Annotated in this window: 27 protein-coding genes; 11 read left to right on the top strand and 16 right to left on the bottom strand. The window is 59.6% G+C overall.

Translation table 11 applies throughout. The features are described 5' to 3' along the window. Positions 1-82: 82 nt before the first annotated feature. Positions 83-715, bottom strand: a complete 633-nt coding sequence (locus EO99_RS0121630; protein WP_029620657.1) for an RES family NAD+ phosphorylase — start codon at positions 713-715, stop codon at positions 83-85. Further along, a complete protein-coding gene (locus tag EO99_RS0121625) occupies positions 716-1378 on the bottom strand; it encodes a hypothetical protein (RefSeq protein WP_029620656.1) in 663 nt (220 codons plus the stop codon). Positions 1379-1984: 606 nt separating this feature from the next. On the opposite strand from EO99_RS0121625, the gene EO99_RS0121620 reads away from it, so the two are divergent. Continuing rightward, positions 1985-2308, top strand: coding sequence for a hypothetical protein (locus tag EO99_RS0121620; RefSeq protein ID WP_029620655.1), 324 nt, complete (start codon positions 1985-1987; stop codon positions 2306-2308). Between the two features lie 308 nt (positions 2309-2616). On the opposite strand, the gene EO99_RS0121615 is transcribed toward EO99_RS0121620, so the two are convergent. After that, positions 2617-2796 carry a DUF3606 domain-containing protein gene (locus EO99_RS0121615; protein WP_029620654.1) on the bottom strand — a complete coding sequence of 60 codons (180 nt, stop codon included), beginning with the start codon at positions 2794-2796 and terminating at the stop codon, positions 2617-2619. Positions 2797-2996: 200 nt separating this feature from the next. Here EO99_RS0121615 and EO99_RS0121610 point away from each other — a divergent pair, with 200 nt between their 5' ends. The 3 genes from EO99_RS0121610 to EO99_RS0121600 all read left to right on the top strand — a co-directional run bounded on the left by EO99_RS0121610 (position 2997) and on the right by EO99_RS0121600 (position 5590). Then, positions 2997-3536: a GXWXG domain-containing protein gene (locus EO99_RS0121610; protein ID WP_235776901.1), complete on the top strand. Its 540-nt coding sequence runs from the start codon at positions 2997-2999 to the stop codon at positions 3534-3536. A gap of 270 nt (positions 3537-3806) precedes the next feature. After that, positions 3807-3983 carry a hypothetical protein gene (locus tag EO99_RS27665; RefSeq protein WP_156034948.1) on the top strand — a complete coding sequence of 59 codons (177 nt, stop codon included), beginning with the start codon at positions 3807-3809 and terminating at the stop codon, positions 3981-3983. Between the two features lie 443 nt (positions 3984-4426). Continuing rightward, positions 4427-5590 (top strand): ATP-binding protein, encoded by a 1164-nt coding sequence (locus EO99_RS0121600; RefSeq protein ID WP_029620652.1) that lies wholly within the window; start codon positions 4427-4429, stop codon positions 5588-5590. A gap of 462 nt (positions 5591-6052) precedes the next feature. Here the strand turns inward: EO99_RS0121600 and EO99_RS0121595 are convergent, their stop codons facing one another. Further along, the gene (locus EO99_RS0121595; RefSeq protein ID WP_029620651.1) at positions 6053-6772 is read right to left on the bottom strand and encodes a GntR family transcriptional regulator; all 720 of its coding nucleotides are present in this window, start codon (positions 6770-6772) and stop codon (positions 6053-6055) included. 118 nt (positions 6773-6890) lie between these two features. Between EO99_RS0121595 and EO99_RS0121590 the strand changes: the two genes are divergently transcribed. The 3 genes from EO99_RS0121590 to EO99_RS0121580 are packed head-to-tail and all read left to right on the top strand — an operon-like array spanning position 6891 to position 11337. Next, on the top strand, positions 6891-8963 hold the full coding sequence (locus EO99_RS0121590; protein ID WP_210165096.1) for a TRAP transporter permease: 2073 nt from the start codon (positions 6891-6893) through the stop codon (positions 8961-8963). Positions 8964-9006: 43 nt separating this feature from the next. Then, the gene (locus EO99_RS0121585) at positions 9007-9984 is read left to right on the top strand and encodes a TAXI family TRAP transporter solute-binding subunit (RefSeq protein WP_081852160.1); all 978 of its coding nucleotides are present in this window, start codon (positions 9007-9009) and stop codon (positions 9982-9984) included. Between the two features lie 6 nt (positions 9985-9990). After that, positions 9991-11337 (top strand): class-II fumarase/aspartase family protein, encoded by a 1347-nt coding sequence (locus tag EO99_RS0121580; RefSeq protein WP_051680017.1) that lies wholly within the window; start codon positions 9991-9993, stop codon positions 11335-11337. Between the two features lie 376 nt (positions 11338-11713). Here the strand turns inward: EO99_RS0121580 and EO99_RS0121575 are convergent, their stop codons facing one another. The 6 genes from EO99_RS0121575 to EO99_RS0121555 form a co-directional block, all read right to left on the bottom strand. Beyond that, positions 11714-11950 carry a DUF6894 family protein gene (locus tag EO99_RS0121575; protein WP_029620647.1) on the bottom strand — a complete coding sequence of 79 codons (237 nt, stop codon included), beginning with the start codon at positions 11948-11950 and terminating at the stop codon, positions 11714-11716. 463 nt (positions 11951-12413) lie between these two features. Further along, positions 12414-12599 (bottom strand): hypothetical protein, encoded by a 186-nt coding sequence (locus EO99_RS0121570; RefSeq protein WP_029620646.1) that lies wholly within the window; start codon positions 12597-12599, stop codon positions 12414-12416. A 479-nt stretch (positions 12600-13078) separates the two neighbouring features. Beyond that, positions 13079-13315 (bottom strand): DUF982 domain-containing protein, encoded by a 237-nt coding sequence (locus tag EO99_RS26970; protein ID WP_077067144.1) that lies wholly within the window; start codon positions 13313-13315, stop codon positions 13079-13081. A gap of 210 nt (positions 13316-13525) precedes the next feature. Beyond that, complete coding sequence (locus tag EO99_RS28705; protein WP_077067146.1) at positions 13526-13750, bottom strand: DUF982 domain-containing protein; 225 nt, start codon at positions 13748-13750, stop codon at positions 13526-13528. Positions 13751-13761: 11 nt separating this feature from the next. Continuing rightward, on the bottom strand, positions 13762-13896 hold the full coding sequence (locus EO99_RS28525) for a hypothetical protein (RefSeq protein ID WP_268871315.1): 135 nt from the start codon (positions 13894-13896) through the stop codon (positions 13762-13764). A 204-nt stretch (positions 13897-14100) separates the two neighbouring features. Next, positions 14101-14418, bottom strand: a complete 318-nt coding sequence (locus tag EO99_RS0121555) for a hypothetical protein (protein ID WP_029620645.1) — start codon at positions 14416-14418, stop codon at positions 14101-14103. 481 nt (positions 14419-14899) lie between these two features. On the opposite strand from EO99_RS0121555, the gene EO99_RS0121545 reads away from it, so the two are divergent. Together EO99_RS0121545 and EO99_RS0121540 are read left to right on the top strand one after the other, a co-directional pair. Further along, complete coding sequence (locus tag EO99_RS0121545; RefSeq protein WP_051680016.1) at positions 14900-15691, top strand: PRC-barrel domain-containing protein; 792 nt, start codon at positions 14900-14902, stop codon at positions 15689-15691. An 84-nt stretch (positions 15692-15775) separates the two neighbouring features. Further along, entirely contained in the window at positions 15776-15982 is a 207-nt protein-coding gene (locus tag EO99_RS0121540) for a hypothetical protein (protein ID WP_029620643.1), read from the top strand. Between the two features lie 407 nt (positions 15983-16389). Here the strand turns inward: EO99_RS0121540 and EO99_RS0121535 are convergent, their stop codons facing one another. From EO99_RS0121535 to EO99_RS0121510, 6 genes are all read right to left on the bottom strand, one after another. Then, positions 16390-17223 (bottom strand): sulfite exporter TauE/SafE family protein, encoded by an 834-nt coding sequence (locus EO99_RS0121535; RefSeq protein WP_029620642.1) that lies wholly within the window; start codon positions 17221-17223, stop codon positions 16390-16392. A 110-nt stretch (positions 17224-17333) separates the two neighbouring features. Next, positions 17334-18041, bottom strand: coding sequence for a fumarylacetoacetate hydrolase family protein (locus EO99_RS0121530; protein ID WP_029620641.1), 708 nt, complete (start codon positions 18039-18041; stop codon positions 17334-17336). Next, positions 18041-18793, bottom strand: a complete 753-nt coding sequence (locus EO99_RS0121525; protein ID WP_029620640.1) for an ABC transporter permease — start codon at positions 18791-18793, stop codon at positions 18041-18043. The genes EO99_RS0121530 and EO99_RS0121525 overlap by 1 nt, the downstream gene beginning before the upstream one ends. Positions 18794-18799: 6 nt before the next feature. After that, a complete protein-coding gene (locus tag EO99_RS0121520; RefSeq protein WP_029620639.1) occupies positions 18800-19606 on the bottom strand; it encodes an ABC transporter ATP-binding protein in 807 nt (268 codons plus the stop codon). A 1-nt stretch (position 19607) separates the two neighbouring features. Then, a complete protein-coding gene (locus EO99_RS0121515; protein WP_156034946.1) occupies positions 19608-20447 on the bottom strand; it encodes an ABC transporter permease in 840 nt (279 codons plus the stop codon). A gap of 7 nt (positions 20448-20454) precedes the next feature. Then, on the bottom strand, positions 20455-21444 hold the full coding sequence (locus EO99_RS0121510) for an ABC transporter substrate-binding protein (RefSeq protein ID WP_029620637.1): 990 nt from the start codon (positions 21442-21444) through the stop codon (positions 20455-20457). A 268-nt stretch (positions 21445-21712) separates the two neighbouring features. Here EO99_RS0121510 and EO99_RS0121505 point away from each other — a divergent pair, with 268 nt between their 5' ends. Then, complete coding sequence (locus EO99_RS0121505; RefSeq protein ID WP_029620636.1) at positions 21713-22387, top strand: FadR/GntR family transcriptional regulator; 675 nt, start codon at positions 21713-21715, stop codon at positions 22385-22387. 45 nt (positions 22388-22432) lie between these two features. Beyond that, a partial coding sequence (locus tag EO99_RS0121500; protein ID WP_029620635.1) for an isocitrate/isopropylmalate family dehydrogenase occupies positions 22433-22766 on the top strand: 334 nt, incomplete at its 3' end.

The following is a 22766-nucleotide window of genomic DNA, read 5'->3' as shown; positions in this document are numbered from 1 at the left end:
CTTTTAGGCACGAGAGACACACTCAACAATGAGGTCGTCCGTGCGAGGCTCCGCAACCGCGCCGGGATGAATGACCAAGTACTCAAACCGGAAATTTACAACGGAAATTGACCAGACTCACACGCAGGTCATTGATGACCGCGGCGAGCCCCGGTGCGCCGATCAGCGGTACGACCCGGGCCGGGGTCAGCTTGGGCACGGCACGCCCAAAGACAGCGACATTCGTGTGGCCGTTCAGGCGTGATGGATAGATTATACCGTCGGGGAGCGACTGATGCTCGTGGAATGCCAGCGCCCAGGAACGCGCCAAGCTCTGACGCGATGACTTCGCCACGTCAGTGGGAACCCCCATCCTGATCGCGTGATCGTCACGCAGGTCAACAAGGTTGAGGTCTGCGATCGTCTCGACCTCAACGTAGCGCCGCCCATAGATCTCTTTTTCCTCAATCGGAAGATCGCCGACGAGACCGTCGCGGCGATCACGCAGAACCGCCTCAAGAAAACAGACCTTGAGTGTTTCGCCCAGATAAAGAACGCCGAAGCGCTTCGTTGAGCCACGTCGGCGCGGATCGCTGAAACGACTCGCCGCCTTTCCAAATCCTAGCGGGTCCGGAAAGGCGCTTGCGTAGATGCGGCCAAAGCGACGCCCTGGCGGAATTGCTGCGATATCGAGCGGCTGACGCTCGAAACCAGCAGGCGGCTTGACGCCCGACATTTAGCGGAAATCACCGCGGGCAATGCCCTCGGCCGCGGCGACCACCTCGCTATCTAGGCCCCGCTTCAGGGCGTCGAGCCCGGTCCGGCCGTCAAGAGCGCCGTGGGGCGAAACAAGGAAGCGGTAAACGGCCCAGGCCCCTGTCAGGATCTCGTGCAGTTTTGGAAGCGCCACATAGGGTCGGCCGTCCAGATCGAGCTGCCAGACCGGAAATCGGAACCCGCGCTTGGCACCATCGAGCCCGAGTACTTGGCCGTTTTGTCGCTTCGTATTGACCGTCACCCGCGAAACGCCAAGAAGATTTGAAAAGGCGCCGGCGCTCAGCATGTCGTCCTCGCTGAGGACCTCCGCAACGCGGCGATAGCCGCGCTCTCGTGCGGCGGACAGGGCTGCCTTAAGTTCGTCATCAGGTTCCCCAGCCTCTTCGACCGGAAACGCACCGTCGCCAACCAGCGGGTCTTCCTCGACGATCGATATTGTCTGCGCTCCGGCGCGCGGATCCACGACGACGCGGAAGCTCACCTGGTGGCCAGCCTTCTGGCTCAGTTTCACCGCCTTGGTATATTGATTGAGCAATGCTTTCTCGAAATCGGCCTTGCGGGGCAGCTTCATTGATAGCGCGATGTTTGGAGTTTCGCTTGCTGACGTTTTCGTGACGGGCATGGCAATCCACCTTTCGAGATCAATGTAACTAGTTGCGGCAATCTCGTCAAGTTCGTTAAGTTCGTAAGCCAACTATCCGATTTATCCAGACCTGCGTGCTTCAGAGGGTCTGCAGCCTTAAATGATATCGAACCGACGACCCCTGCCCTTGTATGCCTCGCGCAACAGCTTGCCTTGTTGAGCAAGAACTTAGGCTGCCGGGATTGGACGATCCGGGTTTGCTGGCTGCTCTCCCTTCTGACCCCTCTATGAACACGGACACCTCACCCGATAGCCCGGAGAAGGCCCCCTACTTCCGGTCATTCCAAGCGCTCGCGAGTCCTTCCGCAGTTCTAGTGGGCTTCCTCTCATGTCGGCTTTCAGATCAGGTCTAAGGGCGCGCTCGCCATAACCAGCAAACGAAGCCACCAGGATCGCACCATCGTGAAAACCGTGAGACGGCGGCGTCAGATGAATATGTGAATCTCATCCGAGGACGCGGTGGGAAGCCGAGGCAGGCTGCCGATGTGGTGGCGCCGGGATGCCCTGCCCCGTCTGCAACAGCAACAGACCAGCCCTGCATCCAGCATGGCCGCACGAGTCGAACGATCACCGTAGGAGAAGCGAATGAAGGACCCAGTGGACCTCGTGCTCTGCGAGCCGGCGCCCTTTCTGTTCGGCGTAAATGGCCACTTCACTGTGACGGACGGTTCGTCCGTCTGGATCGTCGTCGTGACGTGCGAAGCTATGCGCGCGACCGCCTCTCCGCCCGAAGCTTCGCTGAGCCGTCTCGTGCAGTTCGCGGACAACTATCTGGATATGGCCGAGAGAGCGTTATCACGCGGAGAAGACCAAGACGGCAAGATATGGATCTTCGAGCGGCACGTCCTTTCCCGTCCCGGTGGAGCGCATCTAGCACACGTGAGGTTGACTGACCTTCGCTCGATCTGATGAAGCTCCACCTCTCCTCAGAGTGGCCAACGGGACCGCTTGCCGTCACGGACGGCAACGTGGGCGAGAACAGTAGTCGCCAGCAGGATACTCGAGACAAGCGCCGCGATGGAGAGAAGCTCCCGTTCGTGATCTCCGCTCTCGCCTTGAAGCCGGCGTCCCTACCTAACTTCAGAGGGACCTCCGCATGCTGGCGTTGTGCAAGGAACGACTGATGGGGAGCTGTCAAACCGGGTTCATCTTGCAAGCGGTCTTCTAGCGGTTCTGGATGCCCGCCCCACGATCCTGAGCCGAAACGACACCCCTGATCACTTCTTCTCCTCCAGGTCAGCCTCGACCTTGTCGCGGCTGTTTCCGACCTTCTTAACCGACTTCTTCACAGCTTCCTTCGAGACGCCTTCCTTCTTTGCTTCATAGCTGACTTCGTGCTCCTGCCCGCCTGCAACCCTTGCTCTGTCCTGCGCGCGTCCACGTGTCGTAGTAGCCATCGTTGCCTCCTGTCTGCTCCGATGCGTGAACGGGCACGGAATCGGTATGTTCCACCCCGCGGGACCGCAGGCTCCGGCCCGCCAGACATGCGACAGTATAGGGAACTTTAGAAGGACGCCGTCATTCCATCAGAACGCCCGCTTGCCTGGACATATCTGTCTATGGCGAGGACCCAGTGATCGAAGATGGAGAGCCGCCCGTGAAGCAAACTGCGCTGCAGGCGACGTTGCAGACCGAGGTCGCCCGATGGTTCCGTTCACTTGATCCAGTGCGGCCGGAAGAAATGATAGGACTGTGGAAGGGTCTCGGACATCCCTCCGGACATCCTCTCGACGGGGTGCTGGAGAACCTGCACTGGTTCGGGAAGCGGTTTCATACCGATCTGCGCGCTGACGCCCTTCTGTTCGAGGGAGAACCCGGCCGCCTGGTTCCGGTTGATCCCAAGTTCTTCCCGATCAGGCTCGCAAACAGGTTCGCCGGGTTCGGCCGGTCCACCCGCGCACGCAATCTGTTCTCGCACATCAGGCCGCGGGTCCGTGCCCAAGGAGCGACGGCTACTTTGCGGACGCTGGCGGACGACGGCGTGATGACTGCGGCAATGGCGTACGAGCGGCAGCCGATCACCGATTACTTCCGTCGCGTAAACGAGCACGAGATCGCCGGAATGATGGTCGTCGAGCACGACTCCCGCAGGTACTTCTTTCGGCTGACGAAGGCGGAGGCCGGAGCCGGAGCATGAAGAACCTGTTCTCGAAACTCCGGACGGCCGCTACATCATCGTGAGAGCGCGCCAATCTTCATGCAGAAGATCAGCCAACAGGGCCTGGCAGTGCCGTGGTTATGCTGAGGCCACACCAAGAGATGGCCCAGCTTCTAAAGCTTGCCGAGCGGCGGCGGCAGCACCCGTTCAGGTGCCATTTGAGTCTCCCGGCGGGATCAGCTAACGCCGGGAGCTGGCAGCACAGTCCGCGATGAGCACCAGGGGCATCAGGAGCTAGAGTTTCGGTCGATGTGCGCCGGTTCCACTGCGGTTCAGCGGGAGCTCGCGCGGCCGATCAAGGACATCTTTCGAGTGGATGTCTCGCCCCTTGACCGGCTGGGGCATGATCCAAGCGTCGTCTCCTTCGGCTGGTGGTGCGGCGATGAGCTGGTCGCCAATGTGGGGCTTTACGAGCGGCAACTGTGACTGCTGACAGAAAGAGTTGCGTCGTTCGGGGTGCAGTCGGTCGCGGATCACTGTTTTCGCCAAACGGATATGTGGCTTCTACTCATCCGATCGAAGGGCGACTTCTCCCAATCACTCCCCCGATGCTCGAGCCAAGTCCGGAAAGCTTAGCGATGAGGTCGAGTTCATCGGGCCAAACGTAGCGAAAGGGGATCGTGAGCGAGGTGATCTTATCACCATCGACCCACACATGATTGAAGTATAGTATTGAGTGGCGATATCGATGTCGATCCCCATGGAAGTTCGATCTGTCAATCGGTGGTAACGGGGCTTTGACGCGATCTTGGTGGCATCAAGGCTACTACAATAGCACTACAGGGCGTACAGGCAGGGCAGCCCGACTTTTCCCCTGAGCGGGCTAAAACATCCTTGCAATTCTGGAACGAAGATCCATAAATACCGGGATGATTAAACGCCGAATTGAAGTCGAACTTCTGGATCTCGTCGACGACAGCCCTGCCGTCGCCCTGCTCGGGCCTCGTCAGGTCGGCAAGACAACGCTTGCCATCGACATCGGCAAAACCCGTCCCTCAATCTATCTTGATCTGGAATCGGAGGCAGATCGAGCCAAGATGTCGGAGCCGGAGCTCTATCTTGCAAGTCATGGCGATAAGCTGGTCATCCTCGATGAGGTTCACCGCCTGCCAGATTTGTTCCAAGTGCTGCGTGGCATAATCGATCGCAATCGCTGGGCCGGACGGCGCACCGGCCAGTTCCTGCTGTTAGGCTCAGCTTCTATCGATCTCCTCAAACAGTCAGGCGAGACGCTGGCTGGCCGCATTGCCTATCTCGAAATGCAGCCTGTCGACGGATTGGAAGTGTCGGCGGACGAACTAGACACGCTCTGGCTGCGAGGCGGCTTCCCCGATAGCTTCCTTGCTCCCAGCGACCGTGGGAGCATGCGCTGGAGACAGGATTTCATTCGCACCTACCTCGAACGAGATATTCCGCTTCTGGGGCCTCGCATCCCCGCGGAAACACTGAGGCGGTTCTGGACCATGCTGGCACATCACCAGTCCGGGCTCCTCAATGCTGCCGAGTTCGCTCGTTCGCTTGGTGTCGACGGTAAGACCGTTGCTTCCTATCTCGATCTTCTCGTTGACCTTCTTCTCGTGCGCCGCCTTGAACCTTGGCATGCCAATATTGGTAAGCGGTTGGTCAAATCGCCGAAAGTCTATGTCAGGGACAGCGGCGTTGCCCACGCGCTTCTTGGACTTGGAGGCGCCGAACAACTGCTCGGACATCCAATTGTCGGCTCCACCTGGGAGGGGTTCGTAATCGAAACACTGATCGCCGCATCGCCTAACGGTACTGCGGCAAATTTCTACCGTACAGCGGCCGGCGCTGAAATCGATCTCGTGCTCACACCTCCAGGCCAAAAACCTTGGGCAATCGAAATCAAACGAAGTCTATCGCCCAAACTTGAGAAAGGGTTTCACCTTGCATGCGAGGATCTCCAGCCCCAAAAACGCATCGTGGTCTATCCCGGTCGAGAGGCATTTCCTCTCCCGAACGACGTGACCGCGATGTCGCTCTCGGCTGCCGGTCGCACTTTACTTGACCGATAGGAGAATGCTCTTGAGGCGGGCAGCACGATCATCCGCCAGAACCAGGTCAATCCCATTGCGTGCCCTCAAGTCAGCCATTCGACTGGCGGTTCGCGCAATGCCGCTGTCCCGGAGCGCAAAAGCGCCAAGGCTGTTACAGGCGATATGGCATCGGACGATGTGCGGGACGAGGTCCTTAATGCCTTTGATGGGATCCGAACCGCCGACCTGCTGCTGGCGGTTCCCGGTGTCCCAGCTTCGTAGATGAGCAAGGAACTACTCTGCCAAACATAGAGACTGGCGCAGCACGCGGATCGCCCGTTGCACAGGCCACGCAAACTGGTTTCTCACCCCATCACCCGGGTTGGTACGGTCAGTACTTGCCATTTCATGGCACCGAGGCTCGTCATCGCCCGACCGCCCACGTCGGTACATGTGCTGTGCGTCTACCAAGAGTGCTGAGCATAGCAGTTCAATGTAGCATCATCCTTGCCGCCGCAAGGTGATATCATAGTGATAATGTTCAGCCGGTAGAATACTTAATGTTATAATCTGGCTAATGGCGTCTTTATCGAGATAGTTGCGACGAAGCTCCAGAGCGTGCCCCCCAGGTGCGACTTGAAGCGTGGAAGCAACTTCCTCCGGAACCGGCGCCGCGCGAATTGACTGGCGGATCTCATGGATGATGACGCCGTGTCTCTCTTCAAGTAGCGAGTAAACCAGGCCCGAGTAGCCTGGAACATCTGCTGCAATATCGGCATACTTCTCACTGAGATAAACATCCGTCCACCCTACCGGAGATGCAAGGCTTTCGATATGACGCGTCTGGCGGATCCGAATCCATCTGCGGCCCGGGCGGTCTTTCAACTGGTTAGCCAAGGCCTCATCTGCAACGATTGGCCCGATTTCCCTCACTTCACGCCTAGACGGTCCGGCAAACTGCATGAGGTCACCTGTGGTTGACATCGAGTGGACATAGGTGGGTGGAGGCTCGGTTGAAAGGATACGGGTCGCGGCACCCTGCTTCCGTTCAATCAGCCCCAGCTTCTCCAGTTCAGCCATGGCGCTGCGGATGGTCGAGCGGCTCGCATCAAAGCGCGCAGATAGAACAGCCTCGCTCGGCATAAGGTCACCTCGGCGGTGATCACCGGTCTTTAGATCCGCCATGATCTGCGCCGCGACTTCGGCATACCGTTTCTTCATTTCCGTGCCTTTCCATTGCCTTGCGCAAATCTGCCATAGACGACTTGACGCGTCACCAGCTTTGCCTCAACCTATACGCATATGTCAACTTGTACGTACATGTTCTGGGGAGGGACTGATGATAAATGGCTTGGTCGAGGATGTGGCCGAACTGGACGCGGAGGGACACGACCGCAGTCTGCCCGCCCGGATGGCGGTTGCCCTCGCACTCACCTCAGCCCTGTATGCTGTTTTCCATCTGGCCGTTTTGAATTTCTGGTCGATCGACGAATGGGTCTACCGGGTGATCCACGTCAACATCGGCGCGGCTCTCACCTTCGTCGGACTTAAAGCTTGGAGACAAGAACGAGCAGTCATCGCCGGGCCTTTCGATGCAGCTCTGGTGGCCGGAGCCATTGGATGTAGCATTTACGTGGCTGTCCACCTCGATGCGCTCATCATGCGCACTGGTGTCATCACCACGACCGCTGACATGATCTGCGGCGCGGTTGGTACCTTGGTCGTCCTGGAGTTTGCGCGACGTGTGTCAGGCCTGATGCTGCCTATCATTGCGTTTGTTTTCATCTCTTATGTCTTCGTCGGTGACTGGTTGCCTGGGATCCTTCACCACTCTGGCTTCCAGACGGACAACTTCCTGTCCTTCCTCTACAGCCAGGACGGGATCTTCGGCATGACGGTCGCGGCATCCTCTCGCTACATCATTCTCTTCGTAGCATTTGCAGTTTTCCTGCAAGCCTCAGGTGCCGGCGACTACTTCATGCGCCTAGCCATGGCACTGTTCGGGGCCACACGTGGGGGGCCAGGAAAAGTATCCGTTTTCTCAGGGCTATTGTTTGGCACAGTCTCCGGCTCGGCCGTGGCGAACGTGGTCGCAACAGGCACCTTCACCATTCCGATGATGCGCCGCGTTGGCTATCCACGTGAAAGTGCCGGTGGAATCGAAGCGGCTTCTTCGTCAGGCGGCCAACTGGTGCCGCCTGTGATGGGAGCGGGAGCTTTCATTATGGCCGAGATCACGGGTATTCCCTATGCAGAGATAGCAATCGCCGCGGCGTTGCCTTGTATTCTTTTTTACCTGGCTATCTTTTTGACGGTCGATCTGCAGGCGCAGCGTCTCGGTCTCAACGGCGTACCGCGCAGCGAGTTGCCGAGACTGCGTGAACTGGCTCAGGACGTGTTTCTTCTGCTGCCATTGGTGGTGCTTATCTACCTACTTCTTTCTGGCTATTCCATCATTGCAGCAGGCACCTGGGGATTGGCGTCGACGCTTCTGGTTCTGACGTGCCGCGAACTGGGTTTGCGCTCCCATGTGCTCGCCCTTCCGCTGGTGCTGTTCCTTGTGCTTCCCAGCACCGGCGTTCAGATCAACCTCGCGGGGGCGACCGCAACTGTCGCAAGTATGATGCTGATGATTGGGGTGGCACTCATGGGTGGTAGTACCGCGCGGGTCCCTGAGTGTCTCCGATCTGTCGTGACGACCACCTACCATGGACTGGCGGAGTCAGCCCGTAAGTCTCTGCAGCTGATCGGCGTGATGGCATGCGCTGGAATCGTGGTGGGGGTTCTGGGTCTGACGGGGCTGGGCGGACGATTTTCATCGGTCCTGCTCTCGGCGGCGGGCGAAAGCCAGACCCTTGCATTCATGCTGGCTATGGTGATCTCGATTATCCTCGGGATGGGTATGCCAACAACCGCGGCCTATGCGATTGCAGCGGCGGTTGTGGCGCCGGCCCTGCAGCAGATGGGGGTGTCTGCGCTAGCCGCGCACATGTTCGTCTTCTACTGCGCCGTAATCTCGGCAATTACGCCGCCAGTCGCCATTGCTGCCTTCGCGGGTGCTGCCATCGCCGGCGGAAAGCCCTGGCTCACATCTGTCCGTGCCATGCGGTATGGGATTGCTGCCTTTATCCTTCCGTTCATGTTCTACACCAGCCCGGAGATCATGTTTCAGGGCTCCTGGCTGGAAACGGCACATGTCTTCACAACCGCGCTCGTCGCGATCTACTTCATTGCCGTGGCTGGTGAAGGCTATTTGTTCGGTCCGATCGGGCTTTTTGCTCGACTGCTCGCCGCACTCGCAGCCCTTCTGTTGCTTTGGTCCAATGTACCCACTGACATCGTGGGCCTCGCACTCGCGGCAGTCCTGCTGGTGTGGGGGCGTTGGCGCCGCCTAAGAGCACAGCCGGCATGACGACCAGATCTTTTCAACCCGGAGTCAAAAGAGGAGGAACTCCATGATGATGCTTACCAAGACCACGATCACCTTGACGTCGCTTCTATGTCTTGCATTCTCAGCGACCGCGCAAGATGCGCCAAGCTCAATGACGATCTCGACAGCTTCGCCGGGCGGCGTCTATGCAATCTACGGTGAAGGCGTTGCGCGGGTTGTTTCCGATGTCGTTGGGATCCCAACATCAACCCGGCAGACCCAGGGCCCTGCACAGAACCTTGTCCTGCTGCAGGCGGAACAAACAGAACTCGGCATAACCACTTCCGGGCCAGCTTTTGAGGCCATGGAAGGAACATCTGAACTGGCTCCGGGTCAAAAATACAGAGATATGCGCGCGCTGTTTGCGATGTATCCGACGCCGTTCCAAATGATTGCGCTCGCCGACAGCGGCATCTCTTCACTTGAGGATCTGGCGGGAAAAAGGGTCGGGGCAGGCCCGCGGGCCGGGACGGGTGGAACCTACTGGGCGCGTTGGCTGGACGCGATGGGCATTGATGCCGACCTCCAGTATGGAGGAATTGGCGATCAGGCGAGCCAGCTGGCAGACGGGCGACTAGATGCGATCGTCACAGCCGGAGGCATTCCCCATCCTTCGTTGTCCGAACTGGAAAACACGCTGGACGTGACGATCTTCGGAATGAGTGAAAAGACGTTGTCCGATATCTTGCAAAGGAATCCCTACGCTGTCGGATTCACCATCCCACAAGGCACTTACAAGACACCGACGGAGGACCTGAAGACTGCAGCGATGTGGAACTTCGTTGTGGCAGATGCTTCAATGTCTGACGATTTGGCTTATCGGATCACCAAGGCAGTTCTGGAAAACAAGGAGCGCATGGTATCCACTCATTCGGCGGCACGCGACACGGTGGCGGAGAACATCCTCAAGAACACGTTCATACCGCTGCATCCCGGTGCCGCGCGCTACTACCAGGAACAAGGCGTGGAGATTCCCGCTGCCATCGCTCCGGTCACGGAATAAAGCCGCATGTCTCTGGCATCGACGTCCCCGGGACTGCTGTCCCAGACCCGTGGCTACCTGAGGGCCTCCAGCATATTCGGCGAAGGGGGGACCGTCGATGCCTACCTGCGATTTGAAACCGCCCTTGCGGAAGTGCAAGGCGCGCTTGGTGTTATTCCGGCAGAAGCCGTTTCACCGATCACGAGCATCTGCCGTCGCGAGCTGCTGGACATGGAGACCTTGCGCCGCGACGCTGCTGCGGTCGGCTATCCAATAGTCCCGCTGGTGTCGATGTTATCCACGCTTGCCGGAGAGCATGGTCAATGGGTGCACTATGGCACCACGACGCAGGATGTCATGGACACCGCCCAGGTGCTGCAGCTGCGCAGCGCCTTGCAGGGTGTACTGAGCGACGTGACGCAGGTCGAGCAGCAACTTGCACGAATCTGCCACAAGCATCGCCATACCCTCATGGCCGGGAGATCCAAGCTACAGCATGGGGTTCCCATTTCCTTCGGCTACAAAGTCGCCGTTTGGCTGGACCAGATCGTCCGCGCCCGGCAGGGGCTTGTGCGGGCGATGGAAGAGGCTTCGGTCCTGCAGTTTGGCGGGGCTGCCGGCACGCTTGCTTCACTGGGCGACAGGGGCACAGCCCTGCGTCAGGCCCTGGCCACTCGTTTGAGCTTGTCCGAACCATCAATCAGTTGGCACGTCAGCCGAGACCGCATGGCGGCGCTGGCTTCCGCAGCCGCCATTCTACTTGCGGCAATGGGCAAGATGGCAGTCGACATCTCCCTGATGGTCTCCACAGAAGTCGGAGAGCTTGCCGAGCCGGCTGCCGAAGGCCGTGGCAGCTCCTCGACCATGCCGCAGAAACGTAATCCGGTGATTTGCGAGGCCATCATTGAAGCCGCCAGAAATGTCCAGCATGTGCCAGGTCTCGTGCTGGACGCCATGCTACAGGAGCACGAACGGGGAATCGGCCATGGCTACAGGGAACGCGCAGCTATATGCGATGCGATCCGACACCTTGCAGGAAGTGCGAGTCTTGCTGTCGAGCTCCTGTTGGGATTGGAGGTCAACGAGGAGCGGATGCGCGATAATCTCGCCACCACGCGTGGATTGATCCATTCGGAAGCCGTGATGATGCACCTGGCGCAAACTGTCGGCCGAGTTGAGGCCCATCATATCCTGGGCCAGATCTCGAGACACGTGGTAGTACACCAGGGGTCAGACCTGCAGGATGCTCTGCGCACCGAGATGAACATTGAAGTACCCGACTACGTGCTGTCTGAGGCTGCCCAGATCGGGCAAGCGCAACAGATGATCGACCAAGTACTTCGTGAAGCGGGCTGGCATTGCGAGATGACGTAGAGCGGTGACCACAGGACGCGCAAGGCGAAGCAAGGGACAGAATGCCAACCTTCCATCTTGCATCTGCCGGTCTTGAAAGGATACGAACCACCAACGCTGTTATTTCGCCCTCAGGCTGTTGAAGATGCGGATGTACGGTCCTTTTTTGTGTTTGACCTGCCCACGTGCCGCCGCCTACGTTACCAGTGCGCTGCATCCGCTGGGAATTCATCAAAGGTGAGTCAGAGCCAATTTTGCACGCCGAAACACACGGAATAGATGTAGGCTTCAAACAAGAGCCCGCTTACCAGGCGAGCAGTAGGGAGGACGTTCATGAGGTACACTCTACCTCGACTTAGGTCCCGCCGACCTGCCGCCCCAGCCGAATATGGACGTCTTATTCGAGCCGGAGGACCGATCGGAAGGGCACAGCACCCAGCACAGTTCCGTCCTCAGCGGTGATCTCGAACGACTGCCCGTCTATAACGTCGTCGGACAAAACCTTCTCCGCGAGTATTTCCCGAGCAGCTTGGACGGCCTCATCGTGGGCAGCATCCAACGAGGGGAACAAAGCTCCTTCCGGATCTTCTTCGAAGGCACCCGGCTTTCGGACGTGGAAGTAATACCTGGGCATGTCGTCTCCATCCAATCTTCGGGATCGAACCAACAGGAAGACGCTCCGTTCCTGCCGCCCGTACAGCATGTGGAGATAAAAAAGCCCGCCTAGAAGGCGGGTAGATAGGGAGAACGTTCATGAGGTTAATGCTGAACCTCGTTCCGCCGATTTGGTTCCCGTCGACCACCCGCTTCATTCGAAGGTGGCGGGGCTTACGCTGACACCTTCGAAAATCTGGTCGCTGCGGTACGGCATCCCGAAGGATGTACGCGCGCTCGCCGTCGAAAAGATGGCGGCATGGCTACGGGACAACCCAGCCACACCGCCCCAGACGAATGCGCACCATGGACGGATGGCGAACGAAAGCGGATTCTCGGAAAAGGTACTGCTAAAAGATATCGATGATTTCCGGAAAAAAGGGAACGCCTGCGAACATACTGGGACCACGCCGCCCGCTCCGAATGTAGTCGCTTCGCCATCCTCAGATGAAGCTTTCCCCTGTCCATCCGCGACTTCGACAGCGTACTTTGGCAGCGTCCATAGCAGCCTGCTTGTCACTGAAGGGGCCTATGTACTCGGTCTTTCCTTTATAGGAGACAACGGCGTGCCGGGTCTCTTCGCCATAGACGAAACTGGCTTCCTCATCGAAGACGGTGGTGCTGAGCATGGTTTTCTCCGCAAATCCAATAGAGCCGACTCATCTTACGGCCGCTGCGCGTCAGCGACCCCATATGTTCGGGAAACTGCAGCGCCCTTGCCTCCATGACCTGGGGGGGACCCGCTAGCGTTTGTCATTTCGCTCGCAGGCATCATGAACATACGCAGCCAGGAAGGGCTCTCTCACCAATTCAGGGTGCACTTTTCCCCTAACGGCGCCGGCGCAGAGGTCCGACGCCCGCCAATAGAGAATACCGGCCTTACGAAAAAAACGCGTCCGCATATAAAGGATTGCTCCAGCCGGGCCCATGACGGTGTCGTGAGCAAGGTTGCCCGTGCCTACGTGGACAGGCGTCCTCCAGACACACTTAAAGTCGATTTTGATCACCGCGTTCACGGTCATTCAGACTGCCTAGGGGATTGTGAGGCGGCCCTTTCGCGACCACTGGACGATACAGGACGATAAACGTCTCTAGCTGGGCCAAAAACCTAGTCCAACACGGAGGCTTCCTGGGCTGCTGCAATGAATGCTTCTCTCGCGAGTTCTGCAGAGACATTGCCAGCAACTGCCATGCGACAGAGTCGTTTCGCATCACTGTAGCGACGCCCATGCTCCGCTGGCCAACGATAGCTGAGCGCGGCGAACGCCTCGCTCGGTCCCGCAATCGTGTCGGCGGAGCCGGTTCCGATGCGGATGTGAATCGGTCTCTTCCATTCAGTGGACATGCAGCCCTCCCAAGAGGCTTGCAGCCCCTAAGACATAGGACGCGCTCTTTTCACCAACAAAGCAACAGCCAAGCCGGCGCCACACGCAACCTCCCATCCAATGGCCACGGGACTGCAGCACGCGCCCCCGCGCCCCAGTCGAGGGAGGTGGGTGAATGAATATGTCCGCCGTCTTCCCACATCGCCTTCGCTCACGGCGGGTCGGCTCCGTCAGTGCTTGTTGTGAGCAGCCAGCATGACAGCCGATCGGGCTTCATCGGCAGGGAGCTTAACTTCATGCACGGCTCGGCACGGCTGCCAAGCATTTCGCCACTTGCCGCTGTTCTGGTCCCGCACGTGGACGAGCCAGTTCATCGCCTCTTCCGGTGAGGAACGCGTAATCCGGATACGTCCGTCATAGATAACAACGGGATCTTTCCAACGGGTCGTACGCATGTTTGTCTGCCTCACAAGTTCTGATCAGCACCCCCCAACACGCCGAGCTGAACGATGTCGATCGGCAGGCCTGGCTTGCCGGCGTCCTTCGCGGACACGACAATCTCGAGGCTGGCGTACTTGTTTCCGTAGAACTGGAGACCCAATGACGCTCCAAGCCTCACTGCTCATGAAGCTGGCGAGCGACAAACGACCTTGATGGCTCAGGTTGGACTGCGGGCCCCCGTGGCGGTACAGCGTTCTTTGCGTCCGTCACGGTTGGAAGCCAGGCGCGTCGACAAAAAAGAGCGCCCGTCCGTGCAATGCACGCACTGCACGCTACGGCGCTGTTGATCCCCGCAGAACTTGGTTCAGGAGGTGAACTTGGCGGCGGCTGCGGCGACTTCCGCCCGCATTGCATCGAGCGACCCGCGGATCACCCGGATGTCCGCGCTCAACGCCGGCGCAGCATCCTGTTCTTCCCAGTAGAGAAGGGTGTTGTGCCACCCGGTGGTCGTTTCAATCAGGCCACGCATGCGCTGCATGGTCCGCTCGTCGACATGAATGGCGGCCCGCTCGGCATTCCGAGCAAGCTCGACGAGATCATTCGCTTCCACCCCCCAGATCGGCAACGCAGTGCGGAGCTTGAGGATCTGGGCGTTGATGTCGTCTATCTGGTTCTTTTCCATACCGTCTATATGCCCTGTTTTAAGAGCACTTCAATGGGAAGGTGAAATTCTTGCGGCGTCGTGGGGCCGGGTGGTGAATCGCCGCACCGGCTGATCTGCCCTGACAACCTCTCGTCTCTTGGCAACACCTGTCGTTGATGATGCAGTCGATAAGCCCCGAAGATCTTTTGCGAAAGGTGCTGCGCCCGGAGGACGCGTTGCAGCTTTCGAAGCCATCCGCGGCTCAGGACCTAGCCGAAGCCACCGGGATCGATTGAGACGGCGAGCTACGAGAAGGCTTGTTGGCCTTGAAAGAATATGAACCGACGACCTGTTGTTCAGCGATATCTCGACGGGCGCGGAATCTGACGGCTGCTGTCGCCGGTGGAACAAAAGCGATCAAGAAGAGTTAGGCTGACGAAGATCAGCGTCTGCGGTTCGCTCCCTTCCGACTAGTGCGATGGCGACACGAAGTTACTCATAATCCGCTGATCGGACTTCTATGACATTCCTGAAATCCTTCGCAGCCGGCGCATTCCTGCTGGCGATGAGCAGTTCCGCGAGCTGGGCCGCCTGCAATATCTCCGACGCCCAGCTCGAAGAAGCCGTCCTGGAGAACGCTGAACTGCGCGCTCCTGAGAACCGCTACCTCGTTCATGATCTGCGCGCCTTGAGAGATGCGGCCTTCCTGCTCTGGAACTACGGCATGGAAGAAGACTGCGAACGGCTCCTCGGCAACATCAGGGAGCTGATCGCGGCGCCGCATATGGCGCGCCTTGGCACCAATGACGAAGACGAGGCCGATCAGCAGCTCGCCGCCGGCGAACCACAGTGGCACCGTCTGGGTCAGATCCAGGGAAGCCGCGGTGAACCCGGAGAAGAGGCGCTCGTCAGCATCAACGATCTCGATCCCGGATTGCTGGCCAGCGAGATCATCGGGGCGGAGGTGCGCACCTCCGACGACATGATCGTCGGCGAGGTTCGCAACGTCGTGATCGGCACCAAGGACCGCTGGGATTACGTGATCGTCGCCTCGGACGGCTTTTTCGTCGCCGGCAAGGACAGCCTGGTGGTCCCGCTTCGGTATCTCGTCATCGATCAGACGCGCAAGAGCTTCTACCTGCGTATCTCCAACGACCAGGTGAAGACGGTTCCGCTGATGCCGGATCAAGACTACGTCTGGCTGAGCGACGAGACATGGCGCGCGACCAATGACGCGATCTTCCAAAGTCTCATCCCGGGGATCGCGGACAATAGCTCCGGGGCTACTCCGGCTGTTAGCAGCACAGAGTGAGTGGCCACCGTAGAATTGTCCTGCTGGTGGAGGACGAGCCGCTCGCTGCCATGATTGCAGGCGACATCATGGAGGATCTTGGCTATGGGGTCCTGGACGCCCGCACGAAAAGCGAAGCGGCTGCATCCAGGCGTTGCGATCGTCGTCACATCCGGTCGCGTCCAACCTAATGCCCTGCCCGCTGGTGCCCGCTTCTTGCCCAAGCCCTACACGGAACAGGACCTGGCCAAGGCGGTTGGTCGCGGCACCGGCGCCAGCCGGCGCCGACATGAACTGGCGTTCGCCGATTGATAGTCTCGCCCGCATATGTTCAAAGCCCTGGCATGAAATCTTCCGTGGACTGCTGCTGGGGCTCGGCTGCTTCATTGCTCTGTTTGCATGGGCGGAGTTCTCCAACTGGGACGGCGAAATCGCCCGTGTCGAGTCCAGCCTAATCCGCACTTCGGAAGCACTGGTGCGACACGCAAATGGCGGCCTTCGCTAACTATGTCGCGGAACAGGAAACGGTCGGAATGCGGGTCCAGAACGATAACTATTCGCTACGGGGCCGATTACAGAAAGGCCGTTTTAGAACCGCTGAGGTGGAATAACTGCAGGCGGATCTCACGATCTCTAAAGCTACCGCTCAACTCGGCATCTGGCTGCTCGAAATGAGTGCGTTCGCGCGCGATCGTTCTACTTGAGTAACTTGGCTCCGGTCATGAAAGAAGACGGTAGCTGTCAAACAGCATTTTCGAAGACGTAATGGTGAGGAAGATGCCAAACAGCAGGCGGAGCGTGCGCGGCTCTATGGAATGCGCCTTGCGCGCACCAAGCGGAGCAAACCACATGCTGGTCACGACAATCGCGGCGAAGCCGGCAACGTTGACGTATCCCAGAGAAAACACCGGCAGCCCCGGCAGGCCCCAGCCGCTGACGATATAGCCGATCGTTCCGGGAACCGCGATGATCAGCCCGACCACCGACGCGGTGCCGACGGCCCGGCGGACCGGATAGCTGCACAGGCTCAGCGTCGGCACCGTCAGGGTGCCGCCGCCAATGCCCATGAGCGTGGAGATGGTCCCGATGGTCGTGGCCATCGCCGCCTGCCCCGGCCGCCCGGGCAGCCCCTTGACCGGATGCCATCCCTCGCGCGTGAACAGCATGTAAAGCGCAACGGTTGCCGCCACGATGCCGAAGACGGCGGTGAGCAGAGATGCCGGCGCGTAGGCTGCAACGACAACGCCAAGGATGACGCCCATCGCCACGAACGGCCCCCAGAGCTTCAGGAGTTGCTCGTCAACGGCACCTTTTGCCCGGTGGGCGCGGATCGACTGGATCGAGGTGGGTATGATGGTCGCAAGCGACGTCCCGACCGCGATGTGGGCACGCAAGACGATGTCGACGTCAAAGACTGCCAGCACGTGGTAGAGCACCGGCACCACGACGATCCCGCCGCCGACACCCAGGAGCCCGGCCAGGAACCCTGAGACGCAGCCGACGAGGCCGAGGACGAGAGCAAACGAAGTCAGCAGCATGAGCGATGCAGGCATGACGGATCCCAGAGCATGAGGTAAAGGATAAGTGCCCGGAGCGGGCCGGAATTGGGGAGACAGGGTGAGCCGGAGCTACCCTGTCTCGTTACTGCTGCGGCGCTGCCCGGTCAGGCGACGCGGAAGGAGATATCGTCGACGCCGGCCACATGCCCGACCATCTCGTCGCCCCTGACGACGGCACCGACGCCGGCCGGGGTTCCCGCGAAGATCAGATCGCCGGCCTTCAGCTCGAACAGGCGCGACAGGTAGGAAATCATCTCCGGCACCTTCCAGATCATCTGGTTGAGATCGCCGCTCTGCCGCATCTCGCCGTTGACTTTCAGCCAGACTTCGCCCTCTGTCGGATGGCCGATCTTCGAGGCCGGATGCAGCGGGCCGCATGGCGCGGAGGCTTCGAAGGCCTTGCCGGTTTCCCATGGGCGTCCGGCCTTTTTCGCCTCTCCCTGCAGATCGCGGCGGGTCATGTCGAGGCCGACCGCATAGCCGTAGACGCAGTCGAGTGCCTCTTCGAGTGGGATATCCTTACCTCCCTTCTGAAGGGCCACAACCAGTTCGATCTCGTGATGGACGTCTTTGGACTCGCTCGGATAGGGGAAGTCCTGGCCCATCGGAACGATGGTGTCCGGGTTCTTCTGGAAGAAGAAGGGCGGCTCCTTGTTCGGGTCGTGCCCCATCTCAATCGCATGGTCGGCAAAGTTGCGGCCGACGCAATAGATGCGGTGGATCGGAAACAGCGCCTCGCTGCCCGCGACCGCAAGCGTCGGTACCGGCGCTGGCTTGAAGACGTAGTTCGTGAGTTGCGGCATTTCGTTCATTATCGCGCTCCTGCGTAGTATTCGATGCGTTTTTCGAAGTGTTCCACTCCCGCGGACAGCAGCATAGCCGCCACAAAGAGAAGCATGGTAAGGGCCCAGAAGCGTTCCATGTCGAAGCTGCGGGAGTAGAGCTCGAAGAGCTCGCCGTAGCCGATCACGGAAACCAGAATCTGCCCGATGACAACGCCCTTCACGCCGCGGATCAATCCGATCCGGATGCCTGCCAGGATCTCGGGCAAGGCGGAGAGAAGGATGATCTTGGTGAAGATCGTCCAGCGCGAAGCGCCGTAGCTGCGCCCCATCTCGACGAGTGAGGCCGGGACCTGCATGACGCCGGCTCGGGCGTCCAGCACGATGATCCAGACCGCGAACAGGAAGACGGTGACGAAGACCGTCGTTTCCCCGAGACCGAAGAGGATCATGAGAACCGGGACCAGCGCCGAGAGAGGGGCGCTGACGAACATGTTCACCCAGAGGCCGAAGATGTTGTCGATGACCTTGACCCGCCCCATCAGGACGCCCAGCGGAACGCCCACGGAGATGGCGAGCGCCATGCCATAGACGAAAGACCGCAGGGTGATGATCGAGGCGCTCTGCCACGATCCGGTCTGCACGAGTTCGACACCCGCCATGAAGATCGAACTGATCGGTGGAATCAGGAACATCAGTTCAAGTTGCCCGACGATCTCCCAGACGAGCAGCCAGAAGATCAACGACGTCATCATGGGTATGCGTGTACCAAAGAGGGTCATGGCGTATCACTCCGCATACTGGCGCAGCCCCTGCCAAATTTCCTCGACCACGTCGAGGTATCCGGCATCGCGACGAATGTCATCAGGGGTGGCGGAGCGGTCGATCATCGGGTCGATGATCTGCGAGATCCGGCCCGGCCGCGGTGACAGGAGGACAATGCGGTCAGAGACATAGACCGCCTCCTCGATGGAGTGGGTGACGAAGATGAAAGTCTTCTTCTCCTGCTCCACGAGTTGCAGCAGGTCTTCCTGGAACTTGCGGCGGTTCTGCTCATCGACCGCAGAGAACGGCTCGTCCAGCAGAAGCACGTCGGCATTGACGGCAAAGGCGCGCGCAATCCCCACCCGCTGGCGCATGCCGCCGGACAGTTCGTGCGGATATTTCTCTTCGAAACCGGCCAAGCCGACCTGCTCGATATAGCGACGGGCGATGCGGGTCCGCTCGGCGGACGCCATTCCCTTGAGCTCGAGGCCGAAGGCAACGTTGCGAAGGACCGTCGCCCAGGGCATCAAAGCAAAGTCCTGGAAGACGAAGGCCCGCTCGGGACCTGGCCCGGTGACGACGCGGCCATTGACAATGATCTCCCCGGAGGTGGCCGGCACCAGGCCGGCGATGATCTTGAGAAGCGTCGTCTTTCCGCAACCGGAGGGACCGAGGAGCGTGGTGAGCTTGCCGCGCTCGAACTCGAGGTTGATGCCACGAAGCGCTTCGATGTCGCCGTAGTTCTTGCAGATGTCGCGCACCTGAACCACGGCGTCGCTGGTGGTGATCGGATTGATGCCGCTGCTGCGGACCAAGGCAGGATTTGCCATTTTACTTTCTCCTCTTTTCCGGACGCAGCAGATGCGTTTCGACGTATTGCAGCCCGGCGAGCGTTAGCGTCGATACTGCGATGATCGACGCCACGGCTGCATACATGTGCGCGTAGTTGGCGACCGAGCGGTGGTAGGTGATGAGATCGCCGATGCCGGTCGGCGTAATCAGCAGTTCGGCCAGCATCACCCCGATGAAGCCGGCGGCAATTCCCAGCCGGAGACCGGCAAACAGCACCGGCGACGCGTCCGGAATGATGATCTTGAAGATCTGCTGCATGCGGTTTCCCTGGAAGGAGCGGCACATATCGACCAGTGACGGATTGACGTGCCTGACGGCCTTGTAGGAGTTGAGCACGATGACCGGCAGCGCCAGCATGATGACCGCCAGCGTCTTGGCGGTCAGCCCGATGCCGTAGACGAAGGTCACGAGCGGGACGAGTGCCGCCATCGGCGCGGCCTGCAGAACGATGAAGACCGGCGCCAGCAGCCATTCCGCCTTCTCCGACAAACCCATGGCGACACCAAGCGCAATGCCGACGGCGGCAGACACGATCACCCCCAGAACCAGCGGCTGCAGCGTCAGGAAGTAAGCCTTGAGCATGCTGCCGTCTGCCACCATTTCACCGAACGCGAGGATGGTCTCGCTGAAGGTGGGAAATGCAAAGCTGATCGGGATGCGCCCGGCAACTTCCCAGGCGAAAAACAAAATGGCGAGCGACAGGACGATCCAGAACGACCGCCGCTCGTCGGCGAAGATACGGATAGCTTGGCCTCGGGTGATCGAAGCCTCTTTCGAGGCTCCGATTCCATTGTCCAGCTTTGCAGGGGACACAGTCATCTGCATCTTACTTGGTACCGATTTTGGATGTGACCTTGTCGAGAGCCGTCAGGTCCCAGAAGTCTTCGACCTTCAGGTCAGCCGGCTCTCCTTCGAGGGCGCCGGAGACCGTGTAGAAGTCGAAATCGTCACGAGCCGCAGCTTCGCCGCCGCCGTTCAACGGCATGACCACAGCAGCCTCGGTAAAGTAGGGCTCGATGTCGGCCACCATGTCAGGCGTGGCGTCCGGCAGAAGCTTGTACTTGTCGCGAAGCGCGATCACGGCCTTTGGATCGGCGGCAACTTCCCGCCAGGTCGTGAGAATGGCCTCGACAAGGATTTCCACATCCGCGGCGTTTGCCGACAGATAATCGGTGTTGGCAAACAGCGCCTCGTCGGTGGCGGCAACCTCGCCGAGCGGCAGGAAGGCGAACTTGCCGGGCGCCTTGTCCTCCAGAACACGCTTGCCGGACGAGTCCACGATCGTTGCCTTGACATTGCCTTGCAGGAGCGCCCCGGTGCGGACCTCGGCGCCCGGGACATAGGAAATGCCGGAGTATTCGATGCCGTTCTTGTCGGCCATCAGCTGCATGATGGCCTCCGTCCCGGAGCCGCGGGAGTGGACAGCAATTTCCTGGCCATCCAGGTCCTTCCACTCCTTGTAGAACTCGGTATTGACCACCGGATAGAACTGCAGGGTGCTCAGCTGCATGAAGATGCGGATCGGCGCCTTGACCTTCTGCAGCAGGGCATAGGGTGCACCGACACCGATATCGGCCTGGCCGCTGACCACCGCCTGGGCTGCGATGTCCTCGCTCTTCAGAAAGGTCATCTGCACGTCGACGCCCTTCTCCTTGGCGCGCTCGAGAGCGGCCAGGAGATGCAGGGATTCGACCGTGGCGATATCTCCGAATGCGACCCGCATCGGATCCGCCGACGCCACTCCCGGCGCGGCGACGGCAAGGCAAAAGGCGACGGCGGACACCGACGCCCGGATGTTTCTGGCTAGCTGGTTCATGATTTCTCCTCCCAAAGATCGGTCCTCCCCAGAACCCAATCTCAAACCAATCAGATATTAATCGGAGAATGTGTCAACCAATTTTTCACTTCCAGCAGCGGTGATGAACACGACAGGAGGCACCCTCTCTCAGGGAAAATCAAGATTTGCGCTATATTATCAGCCATGTAGCCTTGCATCATCGGCCTCGCACTTTTTCAGCCGCTCACATTGACATTACCCAATCTCACCCGTAAATATCTCAACCAATTCGAAATTGGTTTTACTCATGGATCAAGACATTGACCTCGACGCGCTCGGCAAGCTTCGACGATTCCTAGCCGACAACGAGTTCCCGGAGGATGGCCGACTGCCGCCGGAGAGAGAACTGGCCCAGTCGCTCGACGTCGGGCGTGCTGTTCTGCGCAAGGCGCTTGCCACACTGCAGGCCGAAGGCGTGGTCTGGCGTCATGTCGGGAAAGGCACCTTCACCGGCGATCGACCGATCGACACCGTGGCCGACATCAATGCCATGGTCCAGCGCACCAACCCTCTGGAGGTCATGGGCGCGCGTATCGCCTTCGAACCCGAAGTTGCACGATGCGCTGCGCTGAATGCCACCGGCAGCCAGATCGCCGATATCCGCAACTGCATGATCAAGGCGCAGCAGGCGCCGACATGGAGCCAGTACGAGCATTGGGACAACCGGCTGCACCGCACGATCGCGGAAGCTTCGCAAAACTCCCTTCTCATCGGCTTGCTGGACACGTTGAACGCTGTGCGCCGTGCCGTGACCTGGGGCAGGTTGCGCCAGACGCCCGTGCGCCCGCCGGTGGACCATCACAGCTTCGCCGAACATGAACGCATCGTGGAAGCGATTGCCGAGCGCGACGGCGCCGGCGCCGCCGATAGCATGCGCCGTCATCTACGCAGTGTCGAAAGCCATATGCGCGACCTGCGATAGTTAAGAAGGCGGCGGGGGCCGCTGTCACTGGGAGAGAGACAAGACATGCAGAAAATCAAGGTCGCCAATCCGGTCGTCGAGCTCGATGGCGATGAAATGACCCGTATCATCTGGCAGTACATCAAGGACAAGTTGATCCACCCCTATCTGGATGTCGATCTGGAATATTACGACCTCAGCATCGAGCACCGGGACGCGACCGACGACCAGGTCACCACCGATGCCGCGTATGCGATCAGGAAGCATGGCGTCGGCGTCAAATGCGCCACGATCACCGCCGACGAGGACCGGGTGGCCGAATTCGGCCTCAAGCAGATGTGGCGCTCCCCGAACGGCACGATCCGCAATATCCTGGGCGGCGTCATCTTCCGCGAGCCGA

It is taken from the genome of Pseudorhizobium marinum (genome assembly GCF_000705355.1).
Lineage (GTDB): Bacteria > Pseudomonadota > Alphaproteobacteria > Rhizobiales > Rhizobiaceae > Neorhizobium > Neorhizobium pelagicum.
The sequence above is the reverse complement of the archived record's forward strand: the minus strand, read 5'-3'. Positions and strand labels throughout refer to the sequence as shown.